This window comes from Corallococcus sp. AS-1-6 (assembly GCF_020037015.1).
Classification (GTDB): Bacteria; Myxococcota; Myxococcia; order Myxococcales; family Myxococcaceae; genus Corallococcus.
The window spans coordinates 95,883-114,086 of record NZ_JAIQDE010000012.1 but is presented as its reverse complement, the minus strand read 5'-3'; the positions used below and the strand labels follow the sequence as shown (position 1 = coordinate 114,086).

15 protein-coding genes are annotated in these 18,204 nt (G+C 71.2%); 5 read left to right on the top strand and 10 right to left on the bottom strand.

All coding sequences use genetic code 11. The features are described 5' to 3' along the window. Nucleotides 1-9: 9 nt before the first annotated feature. Both K8612_RS18485 and K8612_RS18480 read right to left on the bottom strand, forming a co-directional pair. Nucleotides 10-609, bottom strand: a complete 600-nt coding sequence (locus K8612_RS18485; protein WP_223763227.1) for a hypothetical protein — start codon at nt 607-609, stop codon at nt 10-12. Beyond that, nucleotides 606-1,241, bottom strand: coding sequence for a sigma-70 family RNA polymerase sigma factor (locus K8612_RS18480; RefSeq protein WP_223763226.1), 636 nt, complete (start codon nt 1,239-1,241; stop codon nt 606-608). Before K8612_RS18480 ends, K8612_RS18485 begins: the two co-directional genes overlap by 4 nt. Nucleotides 1,242-1,384: 143 nt before the next feature. On the opposite strand from K8612_RS18480, the gene K8612_RS18475 reads away from it, so the two are divergent. Continuing rightward, nucleotides 1,385-2,392, top strand: coding sequence for a hypothetical protein (locus K8612_RS18475; protein WP_223763225.1), 1,008 nt, complete (start codon nt 1,385-1,387; stop codon nt 2,390-2,392). 69 nt (nt 2,393-2,461) lie between these two features. Here K8612_RS18475 and K8612_RS18470 read toward each other — a convergent pair whose 3' ends face one another. Beyond that, on the bottom strand, nt 2,462-3,220 hold the full coding sequence (locus tag K8612_RS18470; protein ID WP_223763224.1) for a DUF1338 domain-containing protein: 759 nt from the start codon (nt 3,218-3,220) through the stop codon (nt 2,462-2,464). A gap of 110 nt (nt 3,221-3,330) precedes the next feature. Here K8612_RS18470 and K8612_RS18465 point away from each other — a divergent pair, with 110 nt between their 5' ends. Then, the gene (locus tag K8612_RS18465) at nt 3,331-3,915 is read left to right on the top strand and encodes a hypothetical protein (protein ID WP_223763223.1); all 585 of its coding nucleotides are present in this window, start codon (nt 3,331-3,333) and stop codon (nt 3,913-3,915) included. Between the two features lie 14 nt (nt 3,916-3,929). Here K8612_RS18465 and K8612_RS18460 read toward each other — a convergent pair whose 3' ends face one another. Further along, nucleotides 3,930-5,477, bottom strand: a complete 1,548-nt coding sequence (locus tag K8612_RS18460; RefSeq protein ID WP_223763222.1) for a hypothetical protein — start codon at nt 5,475-5,477, stop codon at nt 3,930-3,932. 153 nt (nt 5,478-5,630) lie between these two features. Between K8612_RS18460 and K8612_RS18455 the strand changes: the two genes are divergently transcribed. Both K8612_RS18455 and K8612_RS18450 read left to right on the top strand, forming a co-directional pair. Then, on the top strand, nt 5,631-6,224 hold the full coding sequence (locus K8612_RS18455; protein WP_223739044.1) for a hypothetical protein: 594 nt from the start codon (nt 5,631-5,633) through the stop codon (nt 6,222-6,224). Nucleotides 6,225-6,255: 31 nt separating this feature from the next. Beyond that, nucleotides 6,256-6,834, top strand: a complete 579-nt coding sequence (locus K8612_RS18450; protein ID WP_223739045.1) for a hypothetical protein — start codon at nt 6,256-6,258, stop codon at nt 6,832-6,834. 6 nt (nt 6,835-6,840) lie between these two features. On the opposite strand, the gene K8612_RS18445 is transcribed toward K8612_RS18450, so the two are convergent. Both K8612_RS18445 and K8612_RS18440 read right to left on the bottom strand, forming a co-directional pair. Beyond that, nucleotides 6,841-7,593, bottom strand: a complete 753-nt coding sequence (locus tag K8612_RS18445) for a ferritin-like domain-containing protein (RefSeq protein WP_223739046.1) — start codon at nt 7,591-7,593, stop codon at nt 6,841-6,843. Nucleotides 7,594-7,690: 97 nt separating this feature from the next. Then, nucleotides 7,691-8,614: an AraC family transcriptional regulator gene (locus K8612_RS18440; protein WP_223763221.1), complete on the bottom strand. Its 924-nt coding sequence runs from the start codon at nt 8,612-8,614 to the stop codon at nt 7,691-7,693. A gap of 158 nt (nt 8,615-8,772) precedes the next feature. On the opposite strand from K8612_RS18440, the gene K8612_RS18435 reads away from it, so the two are divergent. After that, nucleotides 8,773-9,513: an SDR family oxidoreductase gene (locus tag K8612_RS18435; protein ID WP_223763220.1), complete on the top strand. Its 741-nt coding sequence runs from the start codon at nt 8,773-8,775 to the stop codon at nt 9,511-9,513. A 66-nt stretch (nt 9,514-9,579) separates the two neighbouring features. Here K8612_RS18435 and K8612_RS18430 read toward each other — a convergent pair whose 3' ends face one another. The 4 genes from K8612_RS18430 to K8612_RS18415 form a co-directional block, all read right to left on the bottom strand. Beyond that, nucleotides 9,580-13,047, bottom strand: a complete 3,468-nt coding sequence (locus tag K8612_RS18430) for a methylmalonyl-CoA mutase family protein (RefSeq protein ID WP_223763219.1) — start codon at nt 13,045-13,047, stop codon at nt 9,580-9,582. Between the two features lie 75 nt (nt 13,048-13,122). Next, the gene (gene meaB, locus K8612_RS18425) at nt 13,123-14,106 is read right to left on the bottom strand and encodes a methylmalonyl Co-A mutase-associated GTPase MeaB (RefSeq protein WP_223763218.1); all 984 of its coding nucleotides are present in this window, start codon (nt 14,104-14,106) and stop codon (nt 13,123-13,125) included. Then, nucleotides 14,103-16,289, bottom strand: a complete 2,187-nt coding sequence (gene scpA / locus K8612_RS18420) for a methylmalonyl-CoA mutase (protein WP_223763217.1) — start codon at nt 16,287-16,289, stop codon at nt 14,103-14,105. Before scpA ends, meaB begins: the two co-directional genes overlap by 4 nt. Further along, a complete protein-coding gene (locus tag K8612_RS18415) occupies nt 16,289-18,172 on the bottom strand; it encodes a methylmalonyl-CoA mutase family protein (protein ID WP_223763216.1) in 1,884 nt (627 codons plus the stop codon). Before K8612_RS18415 ends, scpA begins: the two co-directional genes overlap by 1 nt. Between the last annotated feature and the right edge of the window lie 32 nt (nt 18,173-18,204).

The following is an 18,204-nucleotide window of genomic DNA, read 5'->3' as shown; positions in this document are numbered from 1 at the left end:
ACCCCGTCTTCATCCGCCCGTGACCTCCAGCACCACGTCGTGCTCGATGCGCTGGTCGCCCGCGCGCGCCAGCGCCGTCACCAGATAGCGCCCCGGCCGCTGGCCGCGCACCGCGATGGGAATCACGTTGCTGCCAGCGCTCAGGGGCTGCGTCCACTGGTAGGAGCGCAGCGGCAACTCCTCTCCGTCCGCCCAGAAGGACAGCCCCTCCGGCAGGCTCACCTGGAAGTCCGCCTGCTCCACGGCCACGTCCGCCGTGAAGTCCAGCTTGATGACCGCCACCTTGCTCACCGGCACCTGCGTGCCGGGCCGCTCGAGCGCCGCCATCCCCGCGGCTGCCGTGCCCGGGACCCCAGGCGTGCCTCGCACCGCCCCCAGCACCAGGAACGTGGCCACACCCATGGCGACGCCCACCGCCGGCCAGAGCACCGGCGCTCGGCGGCGCCAGAAAGCCCGCACCGCATCCCACCCCGACGCCGGTGTGGGCGGTCCGGCCTCCACGAGCCTCCGGTGGAGCAGGGCCTGGAAGTCGGGCCCGGGCGCGTCGTCCCGCAGCGCCGCCAGACGCTCGCGCAGCGCGCGGTCCTCCCTGTCCTCGGGCTCACTCATCTCCTGCTCCTCGCAGCATGCGACGAAATGTCCTGCCCGGATGTTCCCACCCGCGCGTCATCTTCCGGGCCGCCGGGGCCCTGGTCCCCCGCCAGCAGGGCCTTCAGGTGCGCCCGGCCCCGCGACAGGCGCGACTTCACGGTGCCCACGGGCACCCCTTCGATGTCCGCCACCTCTTCATAGGTGTGCCCCTCCACGTCGAAGAGCACCACCGCCGTGCGGAACTCCGGCGGCAGCGCCCGGAGCGCCCGCCACAGCCGGTCCCGCTCCTGGGCGCGCATCATCCCTGCATCCGCGGACTCGGCGTCCGACGCCGCCTGGACGTGCTCCTGCTCCAGCGGCTCCTCGCGGGTGCGCTCGCGGCCGGCGCGGCTGCGGGTGGCGTCATAGAACGCGTTGCGCACCACCGAATAGAGCCACGTCTGGAACGCGGACTGGAAGCGGAACGAGCGCAGGTTCTTGTAGACCTTCACCAGCGCTTCCTGCGCCAGGTCATCCACGTCCGAATCCGACGCGGCGAAGGCCCGCGCGAAGCGGCGCACGCGCGGCAGGTGCGAGGACACGAGCAACTCAAAGGCACGCACGCTGCCGTCCTGGGCTTCGAGGATGAGTGCGCGCAGCTCGTCGTTCACGGTCGGCGGCACTCTATCCGGCCGCCGCGCACGCTCAAAAAGCCACGGGAAATCCCCTGCCGGGAACACGGCGGAAATTCATTTCGTCTCACCGGGGCGTACGGACAGCGGCCGGGCACCGGATGACAAGGGAGCACGCACTCATGAGGCACTGGAGCAGGGGCAGTCAGTGGCTGGGAGCAGTCGCGCTGGTGGTGGGCACCATGACGGTCGGTTGCGGCGGGTCGCAGGGCTCGACCCTGGACGCCACGTCGGAGGTATCCCAGGCGGTGGAGGCCACGTCGGACTCGAGCGACGCGGTGGAGGTGTCCAGCCTCCTGCACGGCCTGGACAAGCTGCGCCCCCAGGCCATCGAAGGCTTCCACTGTGACGCGAGCCCCGACATCACCACCGTGGAGGTGTGCGGCAAGACGCTGCCCGCCACCGTGCACCTGGAGTGGACGGACTGCGCGCCCCCTACGCGCCCCGAGGGCCCCGGCCGTGGCGGTGGACAGCCGCCCGGCGGAGGTGGCGCGCTTCCCCCGCAGGACGGCACGGGCTCGCAGGTGCGCGGCCAGTCCCTCGACGGCGGCGGCAGGCCGGGCGGACCGGGCCCGCGGGGGCCCTCCAGCGGCACGGTGGACATCGTGAACGCGTACGAAGCCGCCGAGGACTGCACGGGCGCGGTGACCCAGAACCAGACCGTCACCTTCGAGGTCTCCAGCACCCACTCCGACGGTGAGGTCTCCACCGTGAAGGGCACCACCGCCTCCACGTCGGAGCTGGTGGACGGCGCTCCGCCCCGGCGCAAGAGCACGCAGGCGGACGTGACGCGCACGCGCACGGACGCGGACGGCACGGTGGTGAAGTCGGTGCGGCTGGAGGGCTCGCTGTCCATCGCGTTCTCCACGGACACGCCGCCGGTGCGCACCATCGACGGCGCGTACACGGAGACCGCGCTCGACGGCTCGCAGGGCACCGTGACGCTGGCGGGCATCGTCCGGCCGCCGCGCGACGTGTGCCCCTGGCCCACGAGCGGCACGCTCACGCGCACCACCGCGGACGGCGCCAGCCACGTGCTCACCTTCGGTCCGGAGTGCGGCGACGGCACGCTCGACGGCGCGGCGCTGAGCCTGCCCGACCGTGGCGAGCGCGGCGGCGGCCGCCATTAGTCTCACGAGGCGTCGCGGTCCGGGGGACGCACCCAAACCCCTCCCCTGAGCGCCCCCGGGCCGCGAGCCTCAGCCCCGCTTCGTCATGTCGAACAGCGCGCGGGCCTGCGGCCCCAGGAACCCGTCGAACCCTCCCGAGCGCTGGGCGATTTCAAAGTACGCGTACGGCCATGCGCGCGTGCCACCGCCCCGGAGCGTCAGGGGCAGCGGGGCCGCGTGCGTGGCCGTCTGCCGGAGCGAAGTGCCGGGCGCGCCCTCGATGTCCGCCTTCATGGGCACGCCCGCGTCGCGCATGCGCCGCTGCCACGCCTCCACGTCGTCCACCGCGCCGGTGAAGTGATTCACCTTGCGGCCGAAGGCCAGCAGCCACGCGCCGTACTGCGTCTCCTTCTCCAGCTCCAGCAGCGCGGCCTCCTCGGGAGGCGGCGGCGCCGTGAACCACCCCGCGAGCGCCTCCACGTCCTCCGGAGGCGGCGGATCCACCGGCAGCGCGGCGAGCAGCTCGCGGGCGCGCGGCGACAGCTCCTCCTGCTTCAGCTCGGACAGGAAGACGCGCGGCAGTCCGTCCGGATGCGACAGGTAGATGGCGGACAGGTGCGCGTCCGGGAACGTGTACGCGCCGGCCGGCTTCCACCCGAGCCGCTCGAACACGCGGGAGAAGAGGGCAATGCCTCCCTCCGGCCGCGCGAGGGCGCGGAACGCGACGTGGTCGTTGCGGAAGTGTCCCCCGGACAGCGCCACGAAGGTGCGCGCGAAGGAGACTTCAGAGGCGTAGCGCTCCCACAGCAGGTCCAGGAGCCGCGAGGCGTCGGAAGCGGAGGTCGTCATGCCCGGCAGTGTACGCCGCGCTCCCCGCGCCTTTGAGCGCCATCCGTGAACCGTATTAACAAGCGGAAGCCCGTTCAGGGTGGAAACGCTGAAAAACACGGAGACAGACGATGAACGTGATGAAGACGGGGCTGCTGGCCCTGGTGTCGGGCCTGCTGCTGGCGTGCGGAGGAGCCGTGGAGACGGAGGCCTCGGCGCCCGAGCTGGCGCGGCAGGAGAAGGCCCTGTGCGGTTCCTGCGGCGACTTCATCTGCGACCCCGCGACGGAGAACCCCTTCAACTGCCCGCAGGACTGTGGCAGCGGGCCCACCTGTGGTGACTCCGTGTGTTGCGACGGGGAGACGCCGTCCAGTTGTCCGCAGGACTGCCCGTACCTGTCTGACTTCTGCTACGTGAGCCCCCTGGGGTTCGCGTCCGCGTCCTCCGCCGGGCTGTGCGCCGTCTGTGGTGACAGCTATTGCGACCCCAGCGCGGAGAACGCATCCAACTGCCCGCAGGACTGCGGCAGCCCCGGCGGCTATTGCGGCGATTACACCTGCGACCCCAGCACGGAGAATGCCTTCAACTGCCCGCAGGATTGTGGCTTCGGCCCCGTCTGCGGCGACGGCGTGTGCTGCGACGGAGAGACGCCGTCCAGTTGCCCGCAGGACTGCCCGTACCTGTCTGACTTCTGCTACGTGTCGCCGGGCTACTGAGCCCGTGGGGGCTCTCAGCGCAGCTCCACCGTGAGCCCGCCGAAGGTCATGGCCTCCGGGTGGCCATCGTCTCCGGAGTGCGTCATCGGCGCCTCCGCGAGCCCCACCGCCACCAGCGAGTCCCCGTCCGCGTCCACGCCCAGCAGGTGGAAGTGTCGGCCCTGTCCCTCGGGGCCGGCCTTCCGGGTGCGCACCGTCTGGCCGTTATGCGACGCGAGCGCGAGCAGGGCCCCGGCGCCGCGCGAGATGCTCATCCCGCCGTACCACCGGTCCCAGCCGGACGCGCCCACGGCGGCCCACCCCGGGGCCGTCCAGCGCAGCGCGGAGAAGTGGTCCGCGCGGCCCGTGTCCACGCGGTGCTCGAAGCGCAGGGCGCCCGAGTCGAGCGACAGCACGCCCAGGTAGCCGTCGTAGGGCGTCATCCGGTCCTGCGCGTCTGGCGCGGACGGATACCAGGCGATGGTTCCATCCGGGCCCTCCGTCACCACGGTGCCCGCGAGCGCCACCTCCCCGTCGCGCACCGCCATGTCGAAGACGACGAACTCCGCCGCCCGGGCGGGGACGAAGACGTGCGTCCCGATGCGCGTCCCCACCGGCGTGAAAGTCGTCACGGCGAAGGGCTGCCGTTCGGTGTCCATGGGCGTGGTGACGTCGTCGCCGGAGCGGCAGTGCACGGAGGTGAAGTCGTTGAACGTGCGGCTGGAGGCCAGGCAGCGGGAGCTGTTCCAGGTGCGGCCCACCACCAGCCGCCCGTCCGCGTCCACGGCGAGCAGCGGCCGGAGCGCGGCCTCGCGCCAGCGGAACTCGTCGTAGGCCCAGGCGGCCGGCTGCGTGGAGTGGCGCCCGTCGACGACGCGGGTCCACTGCTCGGTGTAGCGCCCGTCCATCCATTGGAGCGTCATCAGGCCTGACGCCAGCTCCTGGGTGGCGGGCCCGCCTTCCGGGATGGTCACGAGCGACAGGAAGACCACGGCCACGTCCTCGCCGCGCGCCTCCGTGCGCAGCCAGCCGTCGGTGAGGGCGTGGACCCAGGGCGACTTCATGCGGAACGCGGGGGAGGGCAGGGTGCCTCCCAGGTCCTCGCCGGGCACCGTCGCGGGCGTGGGCAGGGGCCGCCGCGACAGCACCTGGCCTTCGGCGGACAGGCGCACCAGGTCGTAGGCGTCCGCGGTCGCGCCGGTGCGCTCGACGCCCAGCGTGACTTCCCCGGACGGATGCACGGTGAAGTCGCTCAGGTGGTCACCGGCCTCGGCGTCGAACCGCCACAGCCGCGTGCCGTCGCTCGCGGACACGGTGAGCCGGCGGGTGTCCCGTCCTTCCGCGTCCCGCGTCGTCTCCAGCGCGAACGTGCGTCCGGAGGCCCGCCGCACCTTGAGGCCGCCGAAGTCCGCGCGCGGCTGTGTCTGGGAGGACGGCGTGCCCTGCTCGAACGCCCGGGTGAGTCCGGGCACCGCGCAGTCCGCGTCCTCGCACGGGGAGGCAGGCCCGTCCGTCCCGTGACAGGCGGCGGCGCCAAACGACAGCAGGGCGCCCAGCAGAGACCGCGTCCGGCGGAGGTCCATGACTCGCATGCCTTTTCATACGGAGGCACGCGTCCCGGTGGGTCGTTCCCGCGGGTCCAGGCCCAAGCCCAGACGGCCCCATGGCTCCGAGCCCCCTTGTGGCCTCCGTGGCCCCTCCTGCTTCTGACGGGATTCCCTGGTTAGGATGGGCGGATGTTCCGACCCCTGTTCCGCACCGCGCTGCCGCTGCTGGCGTGCGCCCTGTCCTCCACCGCCTGTGACTCCGTCCCCAAGCCCGAGGGCGAATGCCGCGGGCCGTACGGCGCCCAGAGCATCGCGTGGCCCATCGAAAACAACTCCGTGATGTCCGCGTACGTCCACAACGACGGGACCCAGGGAACGCAGCTCCACCTGGCGTACACGCCAAACGGTGCCCCCGAGCTCCCGCTCTTCGGCGTGAACATCGTGATACCGGGAGCACCCACGGTGGCCGGAGGGGCGTGGACCGCGAAGCTCCTGCGGCAGGGCGAGGTGCTGGTGGCCGAGGACACGTCCCGGGTCCTCGAATGGGGCGCCTTCACCGGGCCGGGCCAGGAGGGCTATCCGTCCGTCACCGGCGTCCCGGTGGAGGGAACCCTGACGCTGGAGCGGCTGCTGCACGGAGACGGTCAGGCCCAGGGCCGGTTCGTCTATCGCTACGAGGACGGCGGCGAGCTGACGTGCACCTTCAACATCACCGACCGGCTCTACACCGAGGATGGCGACTGGCTGGACGGCGTCGGAGACGACGACGATGACGACGACTGAGCCGCGCGGCCGCGGCTGGTAGTCTCGAACCATGGGCGTCCACGACTACCGATGCAGCGTCTGCGGTCCTCCCTCGTCGTTCGTGTGTGGTGAGAAGACCGGCAAGGAGTGCGAGGAGGAGGGCTTTGGCAACGACGAGGCCCTCCTGGACCTGTTCTTCTTCGCAGCCGACGGGGCGCCGGAGGACGCGGATGCCTTCGAGGAGGCCCGGGGCCGCGCCCGCCGCACGCGGACGCAGGCCTTCGGCTACGACTGGGGCGAGTGGGAGTTCGTCCCCAGCCTCAACTACCGCCAACTGCTCATGGACGATGATGACGCCACGGGCGTCTGGTGTATCGAGCCGTATGACGAAGACGTGAGCGACGGCAGCCCCGTCTCCCTGGAGATTCCAGAGGGCGAGCGCGTCTGGGTGGTCAATTACTGCCCCACCTGTCATCCGCTGTTCGCGGAAGGGAAGACGCCCCCGGACGAGCCCTGTCTGGAATACCTCCGCGCCGTCGCCGAGAACCTGGACCTGGACTTCGACGGCGTGAAGGGCAGCGCGGACAAGCCGGCCTTCATCGCCACCGTGCGGGAGCGCGTCGCCCGGAGGCGGCCCGTGGCCCGCTGACGTACCTCAACTGGCGGAGGCCCGCGCGTCGGCGGCGCGGACGTCGTCCGGCAGGTTGGCGACCCAGACCGTGACCTCCTCCAGGTGGAGCGTCTCCTCGCGAAGCACTTCGCGGAACGCGTCCACCAGGTCGGGCGGCCCCAGCTCCTGGGCCAGGTCCACGAGCATCGCCCAGCCGGCGTTGTTGAGGATCTCGGAGATGAGGACCGCGCGCAGCGCGTCCGCGAGCGTGGCGCACGGGTCGTCCACGGCCCGGAGCAGCCCATGGGGGCGCGGATCCGCGCTGTCTCCGTGCGCCGTCAACTGGGGCGCGTCCATGCCGAGCCGGTAGATGCACTCGCGGATGAGGTTCAGGTGGTCCAGCTCCTGGTTGTGCAGCTCCACCAGCCGCTCCGGCGTGGGGCCTCCCGGGTAGCTGCCCAGGGCATGCGTCTTCACCAGCAGGCCCGCGTAGAGCCGCGAGCTGGTCCGCTCGAAGGCGAGCCGCTCCCGGAGCTGGGCGACGAAGACCAGGGGCGTGGCGCCGTCCACGGCCTGGAGCGCGTGGCCCACCACCTCCTTGAAGTCCGGCAGGTGCAGCTCGCCCAGGTGTCCCGCGATGCGCATGAGGTGCACGCGCAGGAACCGCACGGCGCTGCCCGAGGGGGGCAGGGCGGAGTCCCGGAACGGCTCCTCGTGGGCCACCTGCTCCAGCTCCCCGGCGGTGAGCTGTGCCGCCGCGTGCTTCAGTCCCCAGTCTCCGCCTTCACCAGATGACATCGCGCCCCTCCCGCCAGGGATGCCTTCCGGGGCGCTGGCCTCGGAAGGGGGGCACAACGTGGAAACGATGCGCTGGGGCCGCCATCGGCCCCAGGGACTAGCGCACCGCCGCCGGGGCGGAGCCGAGCGACTCCCGCAGCCTCGCGATGTCACGCGAAGGTGGTGCACCGAACATCCTGCTGTACTCGCGGCTGAACTGGGACGGGCTCTCGTAGCCCACGGAGTGGCCGGCCATGGCCGCGTCCATGGCCTGGGCCAGCATCAGCCGGCGGGCCTCCTGGAGCCGGAGCTGCTTCTGGTACTGCAGCGGGCTCATCGCGGTGACGGACTTGAAGTGGTGGTGGAGCGCGGACGGGCTCATGTGGACGGCGCGCGCCAGCCGCTCGATGCGCAGCGGCGCGGCGTAGTGCTCCTTGAGCCAGTGGATGGCGCGGGTGACGGACTCGCGGCGGCTGTCCGCCACGGCGATGCGCCGCAGCCGTTCGGAGTTCTCACCGGACAGCAGGCGGTAGAGGATTTCCCGGATGACGAGCGGCGCGAGCACGGGGATGTCGCGCGGCGTATCCAACAGGCGCACCAGCCGCGCCGTCGCGTCCAGCAGCGGCGCGCCCACCGGTCCCAGGGCCAGGCCCCGGACCGTGTCCGTGGGGCCGGGCGCCTCCAGCTCTGCCTCCATCATCAGGCTGCCCAGTTGTCCGGGCTCCAGGTCCAACCGGAAGCAGAGGTAGGGCGCGTCGGCGGAGGCCTCCACCACCTGTCCCGTGACGGGCAGGTCCACGGACGCGACGAGGCACTGGTCCGGGCCATAGACATACAACTCTTCCCCCAGCAGCACCTGCTTGCGGCCCCGCGCCACGATGCACAGCGCGGGCTCCTGCAGCGCGTGCAGGGGCGTGGAGGGCTGGGAGGCGCGGATGAGCACCACGCGGGGGATGGCGGTGGCGTGGATGCCGTCCGTGGGCGTGTGGCGCTCCAGGAGGGTCGCCAGCTCGGACAGGTGCGGGCTCGGGTCGCTCGGCATGCGCGTCCGTTCTAACTCCTGCCGGAGATGGGTGCTCGTGCAGGAATGGGCAAGAGTCCGCGAGCATCCGGATATCGCCATCGCCGCGCTCCTTGAGAGGGTGTCCTCGTCCCCGGCGCCCTTTTTCCGCGCCGGGCCTTCAAGAGAGGACGAACGCGATGACGACGGACATCCAGGGCAAGGTGGTGGCCATCACGGGAGCGAGCAGCGGCATTGGCGAGGCGACAGCCCGCCTGCTCGCCAGCCAGGGGGCGAAGGTGGTGCTGGGCGCGCGCCGCACGGACCGGCTGGAGGCGCTGGCGGGCGAATTGAGGTCGAAGGGCGGCGAGGCGCGTCACCGCCCGCTGGACGTGACGAAGCGCGAGGACGTGGAGGGCTTCGTGGCCTTCACGCTGAAGGAGTTCGGGCGGCTGGACGTGCTCATCAACAACGCGGGGGTGATGCCGCTGTCCAGGCTGGAGGAGCTGAAGCTGGACGAGTGGAACCGGATGATCGACGTGAACATCCGGGGCGTGCTGCACGGCATCGCGGCGGGGCTGCCGGTGATGAAGCGCCAGAAGTCAGGGCAGTTCATCAACCTGTCTTCCATTGGCGGGCACGCGGTGAGCCCGACGGCGGCGGTGTACTGCGCCACGAAGTTCGCGGTGATGGCCATCTCCGAAGGGCTGCGCCAGGAGGTGGGCGCGGACATCCGGGTGACGGTGATTTCGCCGGGAGTCACCCAGTCGGAGCTGGCGGACAGCATCAGCGACCCGGCGTCGCGCGAGTACATGCGCGAGTTCCGCAAGGACGCCATCCCGGCGGACGCCATCGCCCGCGCCATCCGCTACGCCATCAGCCAGCCCGCGGACGTGGACGTGAGCGAAATCATCATCCGCCCCACGTCCAGCCCGTACTGAGAGGGGTTGGGTGTGCGAAGGGCTGGCGCGGTCCCGGGACACCTGCCCGGGACCGCGGCGCTCGCATCACATGTTGCGCCGGTACTGGCCGCCCACCTCGTACAGCGCGCGGGACAACTGGCCCAGCGTGCACACCTTGCAGGCGTCCATCAGCGCGCCGAACACGTTGCCGTTGTCCAGGGCCGCGCGGCGCACCGCCTCCAGGGCCGCGGGCGCCGTCTTCGCGTTGCGCTTCCAGAAGGCGTCCCGCGCCGTGATGGCGTAGTCCTTCTCCTCCTTCGTCGCGCGAATCACCTCCGGCGGCGTCACCGTGGGCGAACCCTTCGGGTCCAGGAAGGTGTTCACCCCGATGATGGGCAGCGTCCCGTCGTGCTTGAGCGTCTCGTAGTAGAGCGACTCCTCTTGAATCTTGGAGCGCTGGTACATGCGCTCCATCGCGCCCAGCACGCCGCCGCGCTCGGAGATGGCGCGGAACTCGTTGAGCACCGCCGCCTCCACCAGGTCCGTCAGCTCCTCGATGATGAACGAGCCCTGGTTCGGGTTCTCGTTCTTCGACAGGCCGAACTCCTTGTTGATGACCAACTGGATGGCCAGCGCCCGCCGAACGCTCTCCTCCGTGGGCGTGGTGATGGCCTCGTCGTAGGCGTTGGTGTGCAACGAGTTGCAGTTGTCGTTGAGCGCCAGCAACGCCTGCAGCGTGGTGCGGATGTCGTTGAAGGCAATCTCCTGCGCGTGCAGGGAACGGCCCGACGTCTGGATGTGATACTTCAGCTTCTGCGACCGGTCGTTGCCGCCGTACTTGTCCCGGATGGCCTTGGCCCAGATGCGGCGGGCCACGCGCCCCAGCACCGCGTACTCCGGGTCCATGCCGTTGGAGAAGAAGAACGACAGGTTGGGCGCGAAGTCGTCGATGTGCATCCCGCGCGACAGGTAGTACTCGACGAAGGTGAAGCCGTTGGCCAGCGTGAAGGCCAGTTGGGAGATGGGGTTCGCCCCGGCCTCCGCGATGTGGTACCCGGAGATCGACACCGAGTAGAAGTTCCGCACCTTCTGGTCGATGAAGTACTGCTGGATGTCGCCCATCACGCGCAGGGCGAACTCCGTGGAGAAGATGCAGGTGTTCTGCGCCTGGTCCTCCTTGAGGATGTCCGCCTGCACCGTGCCGCGCACCGCCTGGAGCGTGGACGCGCGGATCTTCGCGTAGACGTCCGCCGGCAGCACCTCGTCACCCGAAACGCCCAGCAGCAGCAGGCCCAGGCCGTCGTTGCCCTGGGGCAGCTCGCCCTGGTAGCGCGGACGCGGCAGGCCGCGCTCCCGGTAGAGCGCTTCAATCTTCTTCTCGACCTCCTCCACCTTGCCGTTGGCGCGGATCCACTTCTCGCACTGCTGATCCACCGCGGCGTTGAGGAAGAAGCCCAGCAGCATGGGCGCCGGGCCGTTGATGGTCATGGACACGGACGTGGACGGGTCCGCCAGGTCGAAGCCGGAGTAGAGCTTCTTCGCGTCGTCCACGTTCGCGATGGACACGCCCGAGTTGCCCACCTTGCCGTAGATGTCCGGCCGGTGGTCCGGGTCCTCGCCGTACAGCGTCACCGAGTCGAACGCCGTGGACAGGCGCTTCGCCGGCAGGCCGCGCGACACGTAGTGGAAGCGCTTGTTGGTGCGCTCCGGGCCGCCCTCGCCCGCGAACATGCGCGCGGGGTCCTCGCCCTCGCGCTTGAGCGGGAAGACGCCCGCGGTGAACGGGAAGGCGCCCGGCGCGTTCTCCCGCAAGAGCCACGTCAGGATGTCGCCCCAGTCCTCATACTTCGGCAGGGCAATCTTGGGCACGCGCAGGTGCGACAGCGTCTCCGAGATGAGATCCAGCTCGATGACCTTGTCGCGCACCTGGAACTGGTACTTGGACGCCGCGTAGCGCTTCTTCGTCGCGGGCCACTCGGCCAGCAGGCGCCGGCAGTCCGCGTGCAGGCGGCTCTCCAGGTCCTGGTACAGCGCCACCAGGTCGCCCAGGTACGCGGGCTCGCCCTCCACGCGCTCCGTCACCTGCACCACGTCGGCCGCGTCCTTCGGCTCGACGATCTCCAGCTTCTTCTTCCCCACGTTCTGGCGCAGGGCCTGGATGGTGCCGTGCAACTGGTACATGCGCCGGGCGATGGCGGCCTGGGCGCGCGCGAAGCCGTCGTAGGACTCGCAGGCGTCGACGATCTCCGCCAGGTAGCGCGTGCGCTCCGGGGGGATGATCCACTTCTTCTCGCTCATGCCGGGCGTGAGCTGGAAGCGGCTGTCCAGCTTCGCGCCCGTCTTCTTCACCAGCGCGTCGATGAGCGCCCGGTAGAGCGTGTTCATGCCCGGGTCGTTGAACTGCGACGCGATGGTGCCGTACACGGGCACCGCGTCATCCGCCAGGGTGAAGGCGTTGTGGTTGCGCTTCCACTGCTTCTTCACGTCGCGCAGCGCGTCCAGCGACCCGCGCTTGTCGAACTTGTTGATGGCGATGACGTCCGCGAAGTCGAGCATGTCGATCTTCTCGAGCTGCGTCGCCGCGCCGTACTCGGCCGTCATCACGTAGAGCGCCACGTCCGAGTGCTCGGTGATCTCCGTGTCCGACTGACCGATGCCGGAGGTCTCCACGACGATGAGGTCGAAGCCCGCCGCCTTGCAGACCTCAATCGAGTGGGCGACGTGCCGGGACAGGGCCAGGTTGCTCTGGCGGGTGGCCATCGAGCGCATGTAGACGCGCGGGTTGTCGATGGCGTTCATGCGGATGCGGTCGCCCAGGAGCGCGCCGCCGGACTTGCGCTTGGACGGGTCCACGGAGAGCACCGCCAGCGTCTTGTCGGGGAAGTCCGCCAGGAAGCGGCGCACCAGCTCGTCCACCAGGCTGGACTTGCCGGCGCCGCCCGTGCCGGTGATGCCCAGCACGGGCACCCGGGGGGCGTCCGCGACGGCGGTCTTCAGCGCGGCGCGCAGCGCTTCGCCCGCGTCCGCGAAGTTCTCCGCGATGGTGATGAGCGACGCGATGCGCTCCGGCTCGCGGGGCAGCGGCTGCTTCAGGAGGCCCTTGAAGTCGGACGGGCGCTTCTCGAAGTCGCACTGGGAGATGAGGTCGTCGATCATCCCCTGCAGGCCCATGGCGCGGCCGTCGTCCGGGGAATAGATGCGCGCGACGCCGTACTTGTGCAGCTCTTCAATCTCCGTGGGGAGGATGGTGCCGCCGCCGCCGCCGAACACCTTGATGTTCGCGCCGCGCTCGCGCAGCAGGTCGATCATGTACTTGAAGTACTCGACGTGGCCGCCCTGGTAGGACGTGAGGGCGATGCCCTGGGCGTCCTCCTGGATGGCGCAGTCGACGATCTCCGCCACGGACCGGTTGTGGCCCAGGTGGATGATCTCCGCGCCGGAGGACTGCATCAGGCGGCGCATCACGTTGATGGCCGCGTCGTGTCCGTCGAAGAGGCTGGCGGCCGTGACGATACGGACGTGGTGGCGGGGCCGGTACGGCTGGGGAGCGGTGTTCGGTTGGGGGTGTCGCACGGGCGTACACTAGGAGTGCGGTGCATGCCCGGCAAGCGATTGAGACAGGCGTTGCCCTCTGGACAACGCGCCTCGTCAGGGCTGCGATTGCGGCAGGAACGCGCCCAGCACACGCAGTGCGGCGGAGGTGGGCGTCGCGCGTCCTTCGCGTACGGCCTGCTCCAGTTCCGGCACCAGGGCGGACACCTCGGGGTGCGCCCGCAGGGCCGCTCGCAGGCCGTCGTTCACCATGGCCCACATCCAGCCCACCTGCTGCTGGGTGCGCCGGCGCTGGAGCTCGCCGGAGGCCTCGCGCCGGGCGACGACGTCCTCCACGGAGGCCCACAGCGTGTCGATGCCGGTGCCCTCCATGGCGCTGCACGTGGTGACCACCGGCTCCGCGCCGGGGCGCATCAGGTGCAGGGCGGCGCGGTACTCCGCGCGGGCCCGCGTGGCGCGCGGCAGGTTGTCGCCGTCCGCCTTGTTGATGGCCACCATGTCCGCGACTTCCAGGATGCCGCGCTTGATGCCCTGCAGCTCGTCCCCGGCGCCCGCGAGCATCAGCACCAGGTAGAAGTCCACCAGGTCCGCGACCACCGTCTCGGACTGGCCCACGCCCACCGTCTCCACCAGCACCACGTCGAAGCCGGCGGCCTCACAGAGCAGCAGCGTCTCCCGCGTCTTGCGCGCGACGCCGCCCAGCGTGCCGCTGGAGGGGCTGGGGCGGATGTACGCGGCCAGCTCGCGCGCCAGCCGGTACATGCGCGTCTTGTCGCCCAGGATGCTGCCGCCCGTGACGCTGCTGGACGGGTCGATGGCGAGCACCGCCACCTTGTGGCCGCTTCCCACCAGGTGCATGCCCAGCGCGTCGATGAAGGTGCTCTTGCCCACGCCCGGCACGCCGCTGATGCCCACGCGGCGGCTCTTGCCGGTGTGGGGCAACAGCCGCGTGAGGACCTCCTGCGCGAGCGCGGCGTGGCGCGGGTGCTCGCTCTCCACCAGGGTGATGGCGCGCGCGAGCACCGCCCTGTCGCCCGCGCGCACGCCGTCCACGTAGGTGTCCGCGGGCAGCAGCTTCACGCCGCCTCCTGCTCGGCGGCCAGCTTGTCGAGCAGCTCGATGGCGGCCTTCGCGATGACGGTGCCGGGGCCGAAGATGGCGGCGGCGCCAGCGGCGCGGAGCGCGTCGTAGTCCTGCGGCGGGATGACGCCGCCCACCACGACCATGATGTCCTCGCGGCCCAGGGCCTTGAGGGCGTGCTTGAGCTGCGGCACCAGCGTGAGGTGGCCCGCGGCCAGCGAGGACGCGCCCACCACGTGCACGTCGTTCTCCACCGCCTGGCGCGCGGACTCCTCCGGCGTCTGGAACAGCGGCCCGATGTCCACGTCGAAGCCCAGGTCCGCGAACGCGGTGGCGATGACCTTCTGCCCGCGGTCGTGGCCGTCCTGGCCCATCTTCGCGATGAGGATGCGCGGCCGGCGGCCGAAGCGCGCCAGGAAGTCATCCGCCTTCGCCCGCGCCTCGGAGATGCCCTGCGCCTGTCCTGCTTCCGCTGAGTACACGCCCGTCACCCCGCGCACGGTGGCCTCGTAGCGCCCGAAGACCTTCTCCAGTGCGTCGCTGATCTCGCCCACGGTGGCCTTCGCCCGCGCCGCGTCGATGGCCAGCGCCAGCAGGTTGCCCTCGTTGCGGCGGCCCGCCTCCGTGAGCGCGTCCAGGCGGCGGCGGACCTCTTCGCCATCGCGCTCCGCGCGCAGCTCGCGCAGGCGGGAAATCTGCGCCTCGCGCACGGCGGAGTTGTCCACCTTGAGGATTTCGATGTTGTCCGGGCGCTCCGGCGGGTACTTGTTCACGCCGATGATGGCCTGGCGTCCGGAGTCGATGCGCGCCTGCGTGCGCGCGGCGGCCTCTTCGATGCGCAGCTTGGGCAGGCCCGCTTCAATGGCCTGGGTCATGCCGCCCAGCGCCTCGACCTCCTGGATGTGGCCCCAGGCCTTCTGGGCCAGCTCGTGGGTGAGGCGCTCCACGTAGTAGCTGCCGCCCCACGGGTCGATGACGCGCGTGGTGCCGCTCTCCAACTGGAGGTAGAGCTGCGTGTTGCGGGCGATGCGCGCGCTGAAGTCGGTGGGCAGCGCGATGGCCTCATCCAGCGAGTTGGTGTGCAGGCTCTGGGTGTGGCCCTGCGTCGCGGCCATGGCCTCCACGCAGGTGCGCACGACGTTGTTGTAGACGTCCTGCGCGGTGAGGCTCCAGCCGGACGTCTGGCAGTGGGTGCGCAGCGCCAGGCTCTTGTCGCTCTTGGGATTGAAGCCCTTGATGAGGCGGGCCCACAGGAGGCGGGCCGCGCGCATCTTGGCCACCTCCATGAAGAAGTTCATCCCGATGGCCCAGAAGAACGACAGGCGCGGGGCGAACGCGTCCACGCCCAGGCCCGCGGCGAGCCCCGCCCGCACGTACTCCACGCCGTCCGCGAGCGTGTAGCCCAGCTCCAGGTCCTGCGTCGCGCCGGCCTCCTGCATGTGGTAGCCGCTGATGCTGATGCTGTTGAAGCGCGGCATCCGCTCCGCCGTGAACTTGAAGATGTCCCCGATGATGCGCATCGAGGGGCCGGGCGGATAGATGTACGTGTTGCGGACCATGAACTCCTTGAGGATGTCGTTCTGGATGGTCCCGCTGAGCTGCTCGGGCTTCACGCCCTGCTCCTCGGCCGCGACCACGTAGAGCGCGAGCACGGGGAGGACGGCGCCGTTCATCGTCATCGACACGCTCATCTGGTCGAGCGGGATGCGGTCGAACAGGATGCGCATGTCCTTGATGGAGTCGATGGCGACGCCCGCCATGCCCACGTCACCCGCGACGCGCGGGTGGTCGCTGTCGTAGCCGCGGTGCGTGGCCAGGTCGAACGCGATGGACAGGCCCTTCTGACCGGCCGCGAGGTTGCGGCGGTAGAAGGCGTTGGACGCCTCCGCCGTGGAGAAGCCCGCGTACTGGCGCACCGTCCACGGCTGCTGCACGTACATGGTGGAGTACGGGCCGCGCACGAAGGGCGGCAGGCCCGGCAGCGAGCCCAGGTGCGCCACGCCCTCCAGGTCCGCGTGGGTGTAGAGCGGCTTCACCGGGATGCCCTCGGGCGTGTCCCAGGCCTCCGCGGCGCGCGTGGCCTCACTCGCCTTCGCGCGCTGCTGCTCCAGCACGGACGCGGGCGTCTGGGTTTCGGGGGCGTCGAAGGCGACGCGGGAGAAGTCCGGAACGGTGGGGCGCATCAGGCCACTCCCAGGTGCGTGTGCAGCGTCTTCAGGAGCTGGAACAGGTCCGCTCCCGCGTAGAGGAAGAGGTCCACGCCGGCCGCGCGGAAGGCGGCCTCGTGGTCACCGGGGCGGCCCGCGACGGCGACCGTGCGGGCGCCCTTCGCCCTGAGGGCCGCGACGTAGGCGGGCACGGCCTCCGGGTAGAGGGCGTCCGGACCGGAGATGACGGCGAGCGTCGTGCCCGCCTTCGCGAACAGCTCCGCGGCGGCGTTCGCGTCCGCGAAGCCGTGGTGCTCGACGGCTTCGATGCCGCCCACGGCGAGCACGTTGGCAATCCAGGTGGAGCGCGCGGTGTGCTCCGCCACGGTGCCCAGGTTGGCCATGAAGGCGCGAGGACGGGCGCCGTGCGCCGCGTGGTAGCGGTCGCTCGCGTCGCGCAGGGACTCGAAGGCCTCCGCCACGCGGAAGGGCTGGGGCGGGGTGACGGCGCCCTCCGCCGGAGCGGGCGCCGCCGGACGGGCCTCGCGCTGCACGGGGGCCTCGTGGAGGTGGGGGAACTCGCTGACGCCCACGATGGGGAGCTTGCGCGTGCGCACGGCCTTGTCGCGCGCGGCGCGCGTCTCCGTGAGGACGCGGGCCACGTCGCCCTGCGCGATGGCGCGGGAGATGCCGCCCAGCGCCTCGATGCGCTGGAGCTCCGCCCAGGCCGCGCGGGCGAACTCGCCGGTGAGCTGCTCCAGGTAGTAGCTGCCGCCCGCGGGGTCCGCGACGCGGTTGAGGCTGGACTCGTCGCGCAGGATGAGCTGCGTGTTGCGCGCCAGCCGCCGGCTCTGCTCGTCGGGCGTGCCCAGGGGCTCGTCGAAGGGGGCGGTGCTGACGCTGTCCGCGCCCGCGACGACGGCGGCGAAGGACTCCGCGGTGCCGCGCAGGATGTTCACCCACGGGTCGCGCCGCGTCTTGGTGGCGCTGGCCGTGCGCGCGTGCAGCGCCATGGCCTGCGACTCCGGCGCGCCGCCCGAAGCGGCGACCACCTTGGACCAGAGCAGCCGCGCCGCGCGCAGCTTGGCAATCTCCGGGAAGAACTGCCCGCCCACGGACAGGGCGAACTGCATGGACCGCGCGGCCTCGCCCGGCGTCACGCCCGCGCGCTCCAGCTCGCGCAGGTACTCCACGCCGGTGGCGAGGGTCCACGCCAGCTCGTGCACGGACGTGGCGCCCGCGTCCGCCCAGGGGCGCGAGGACACGAGCAGCGCGCGCAGGCCCGGCGCGTCCTTGAGCAGCGACGTGACGAGGGGCGCGGCCTCCTTCAGCGTGCGGGCCGCGTCCACCTTCGCGGCGCCGTGGCGCGCGAGCGCGGCGATGGGGTCGATGCCCAGGCTGCCGCGCAGGGCCTGCTTCGCGGCGCCGGCCTTCTTCGCCAGCACCTCCAGGAGCAGGGACGCGGGCCGCAGCACGTCCGCGGTCGGCTCCAGGTGCACCGGCGTGCGCTCCAGCGGCACGTGCTGGAGCAGCCGCTCCAGCGTGGCCTCGTCCTTCACGTCCAGGCCGTGGGGCGCGTCCAGGAGCAGCCACACGCCCTGGGTGCCGCGCTCCAGGTCCTCGCGGAGCGCGCCGGCGGTCGCGGCCACGTCCGGGCCCGCGTACTCCTGGCAAAGAAGCCATCCGCCCTCGGTGTGGCCCAGCGGCTGGGTGCCGCGCACGTAGGGTGCGACGCCGGGCGGCTCGGAGGGCGCCGGGGCGTCCTGGGGCGTGTAGAGGGGCTGGAGGGACAGGCCGCCCTCCAGGGGGGACTGGAGCACCGTGAAGGGCTTGCCCTTGAGGTCCTTGTCCACCAGCCGGCGCCACTCCTCGACGGAAGGGGGCGGGAAGTCCGCTGCGGTAAGAGGCACGTCAGCCATGCCCCTCCCATAGGCGCAATGCCCTGCCCGGG

Excerpts from the sequence above, each read along its gene's own strand:
- K8612_RS18485 (WP_223763227.1), bottom strand. The coding sequence starts at position 609 with ATGAGTGAGCCCGAGGACAGGGAGGACCGCGCGCTGCGCGAGCGTCTG.
- K8612_RS18475 (WP_223763225.1), top strand. The coding sequence starts at position 1,385 with ATGAGGCACTGGAGCAGGGGCAGTCAGTGGCTGGGAGCAGTCGCGCTG.
- K8612_RS18470 (WP_223763224.1), bottom strand. The coding sequence starts at position 3,220 with ATGACGACCTCCGCTTCCGACGCCTCGCGGCTCCTGGACCTGCTGTGG.
- K8612_RS18465 (WP_223763223.1), top strand. The coding sequence starts at position 3,331 with ATGAACGTGATGAAGACGGGGCTGCTGGCCCTGGTGTCGGGCCTGCTG.
- K8612_RS18460 (WP_223763222.1), bottom strand. The coding sequence starts at position 5,477 with ATGGACCTCCGCCGGACGCGGTCTCTGCTGGGCGCCCTGCTGTCGTTT.
- K8612_RS18455 (WP_223739044.1), top strand. The coding sequence starts at position 5,631 with ATGTTCCGACCCCTGTTCCGCACCGCGCTGCCGCTGCTGGCGTGCGCC.
- K8612_RS18450 (WP_223739045.1), top strand. The coding sequence starts at position 6,256 with ATGGGCGTCCACGACTACCGATGCAGCGTCTGCGGTCCTCCCTCGTCG.
- K8612_RS18445 (WP_223739046.1), bottom strand. The coding sequence starts at position 7,593 with ATGTCATCTGGTGAAGGCGGAGACTGGGGACTGAAGCACGCGGCGGCA.
- K8612_RS18440 (WP_223763221.1), bottom strand. The coding sequence starts at position 8,614 with ATGCCGAGCGACCCGAGCCCGCACCTGTCCGAGCTGGCGACCCTCCTG.
- K8612_RS18435 (WP_223763220.1), top strand. The coding sequence starts at position 8,773 with ATGACGACGGACATCCAGGGCAAGGTGGTGGCCATCACGGGAGCGAGC.
- scpA (WP_223763217.1), bottom strand. The coding sequence starts at position 16,289 with ATGCGCCCCACCGTTCCGGACTTCTCCCGCGTCGCCTTCGACGCCCCC.
- K8612_RS18415 (WP_223763216.1), bottom strand. The coding sequence starts at position 18,172 with ATGGCTGACGTGCCTCTTACCGCAGCGGACTTCCCGCCCCCTTCCGTC.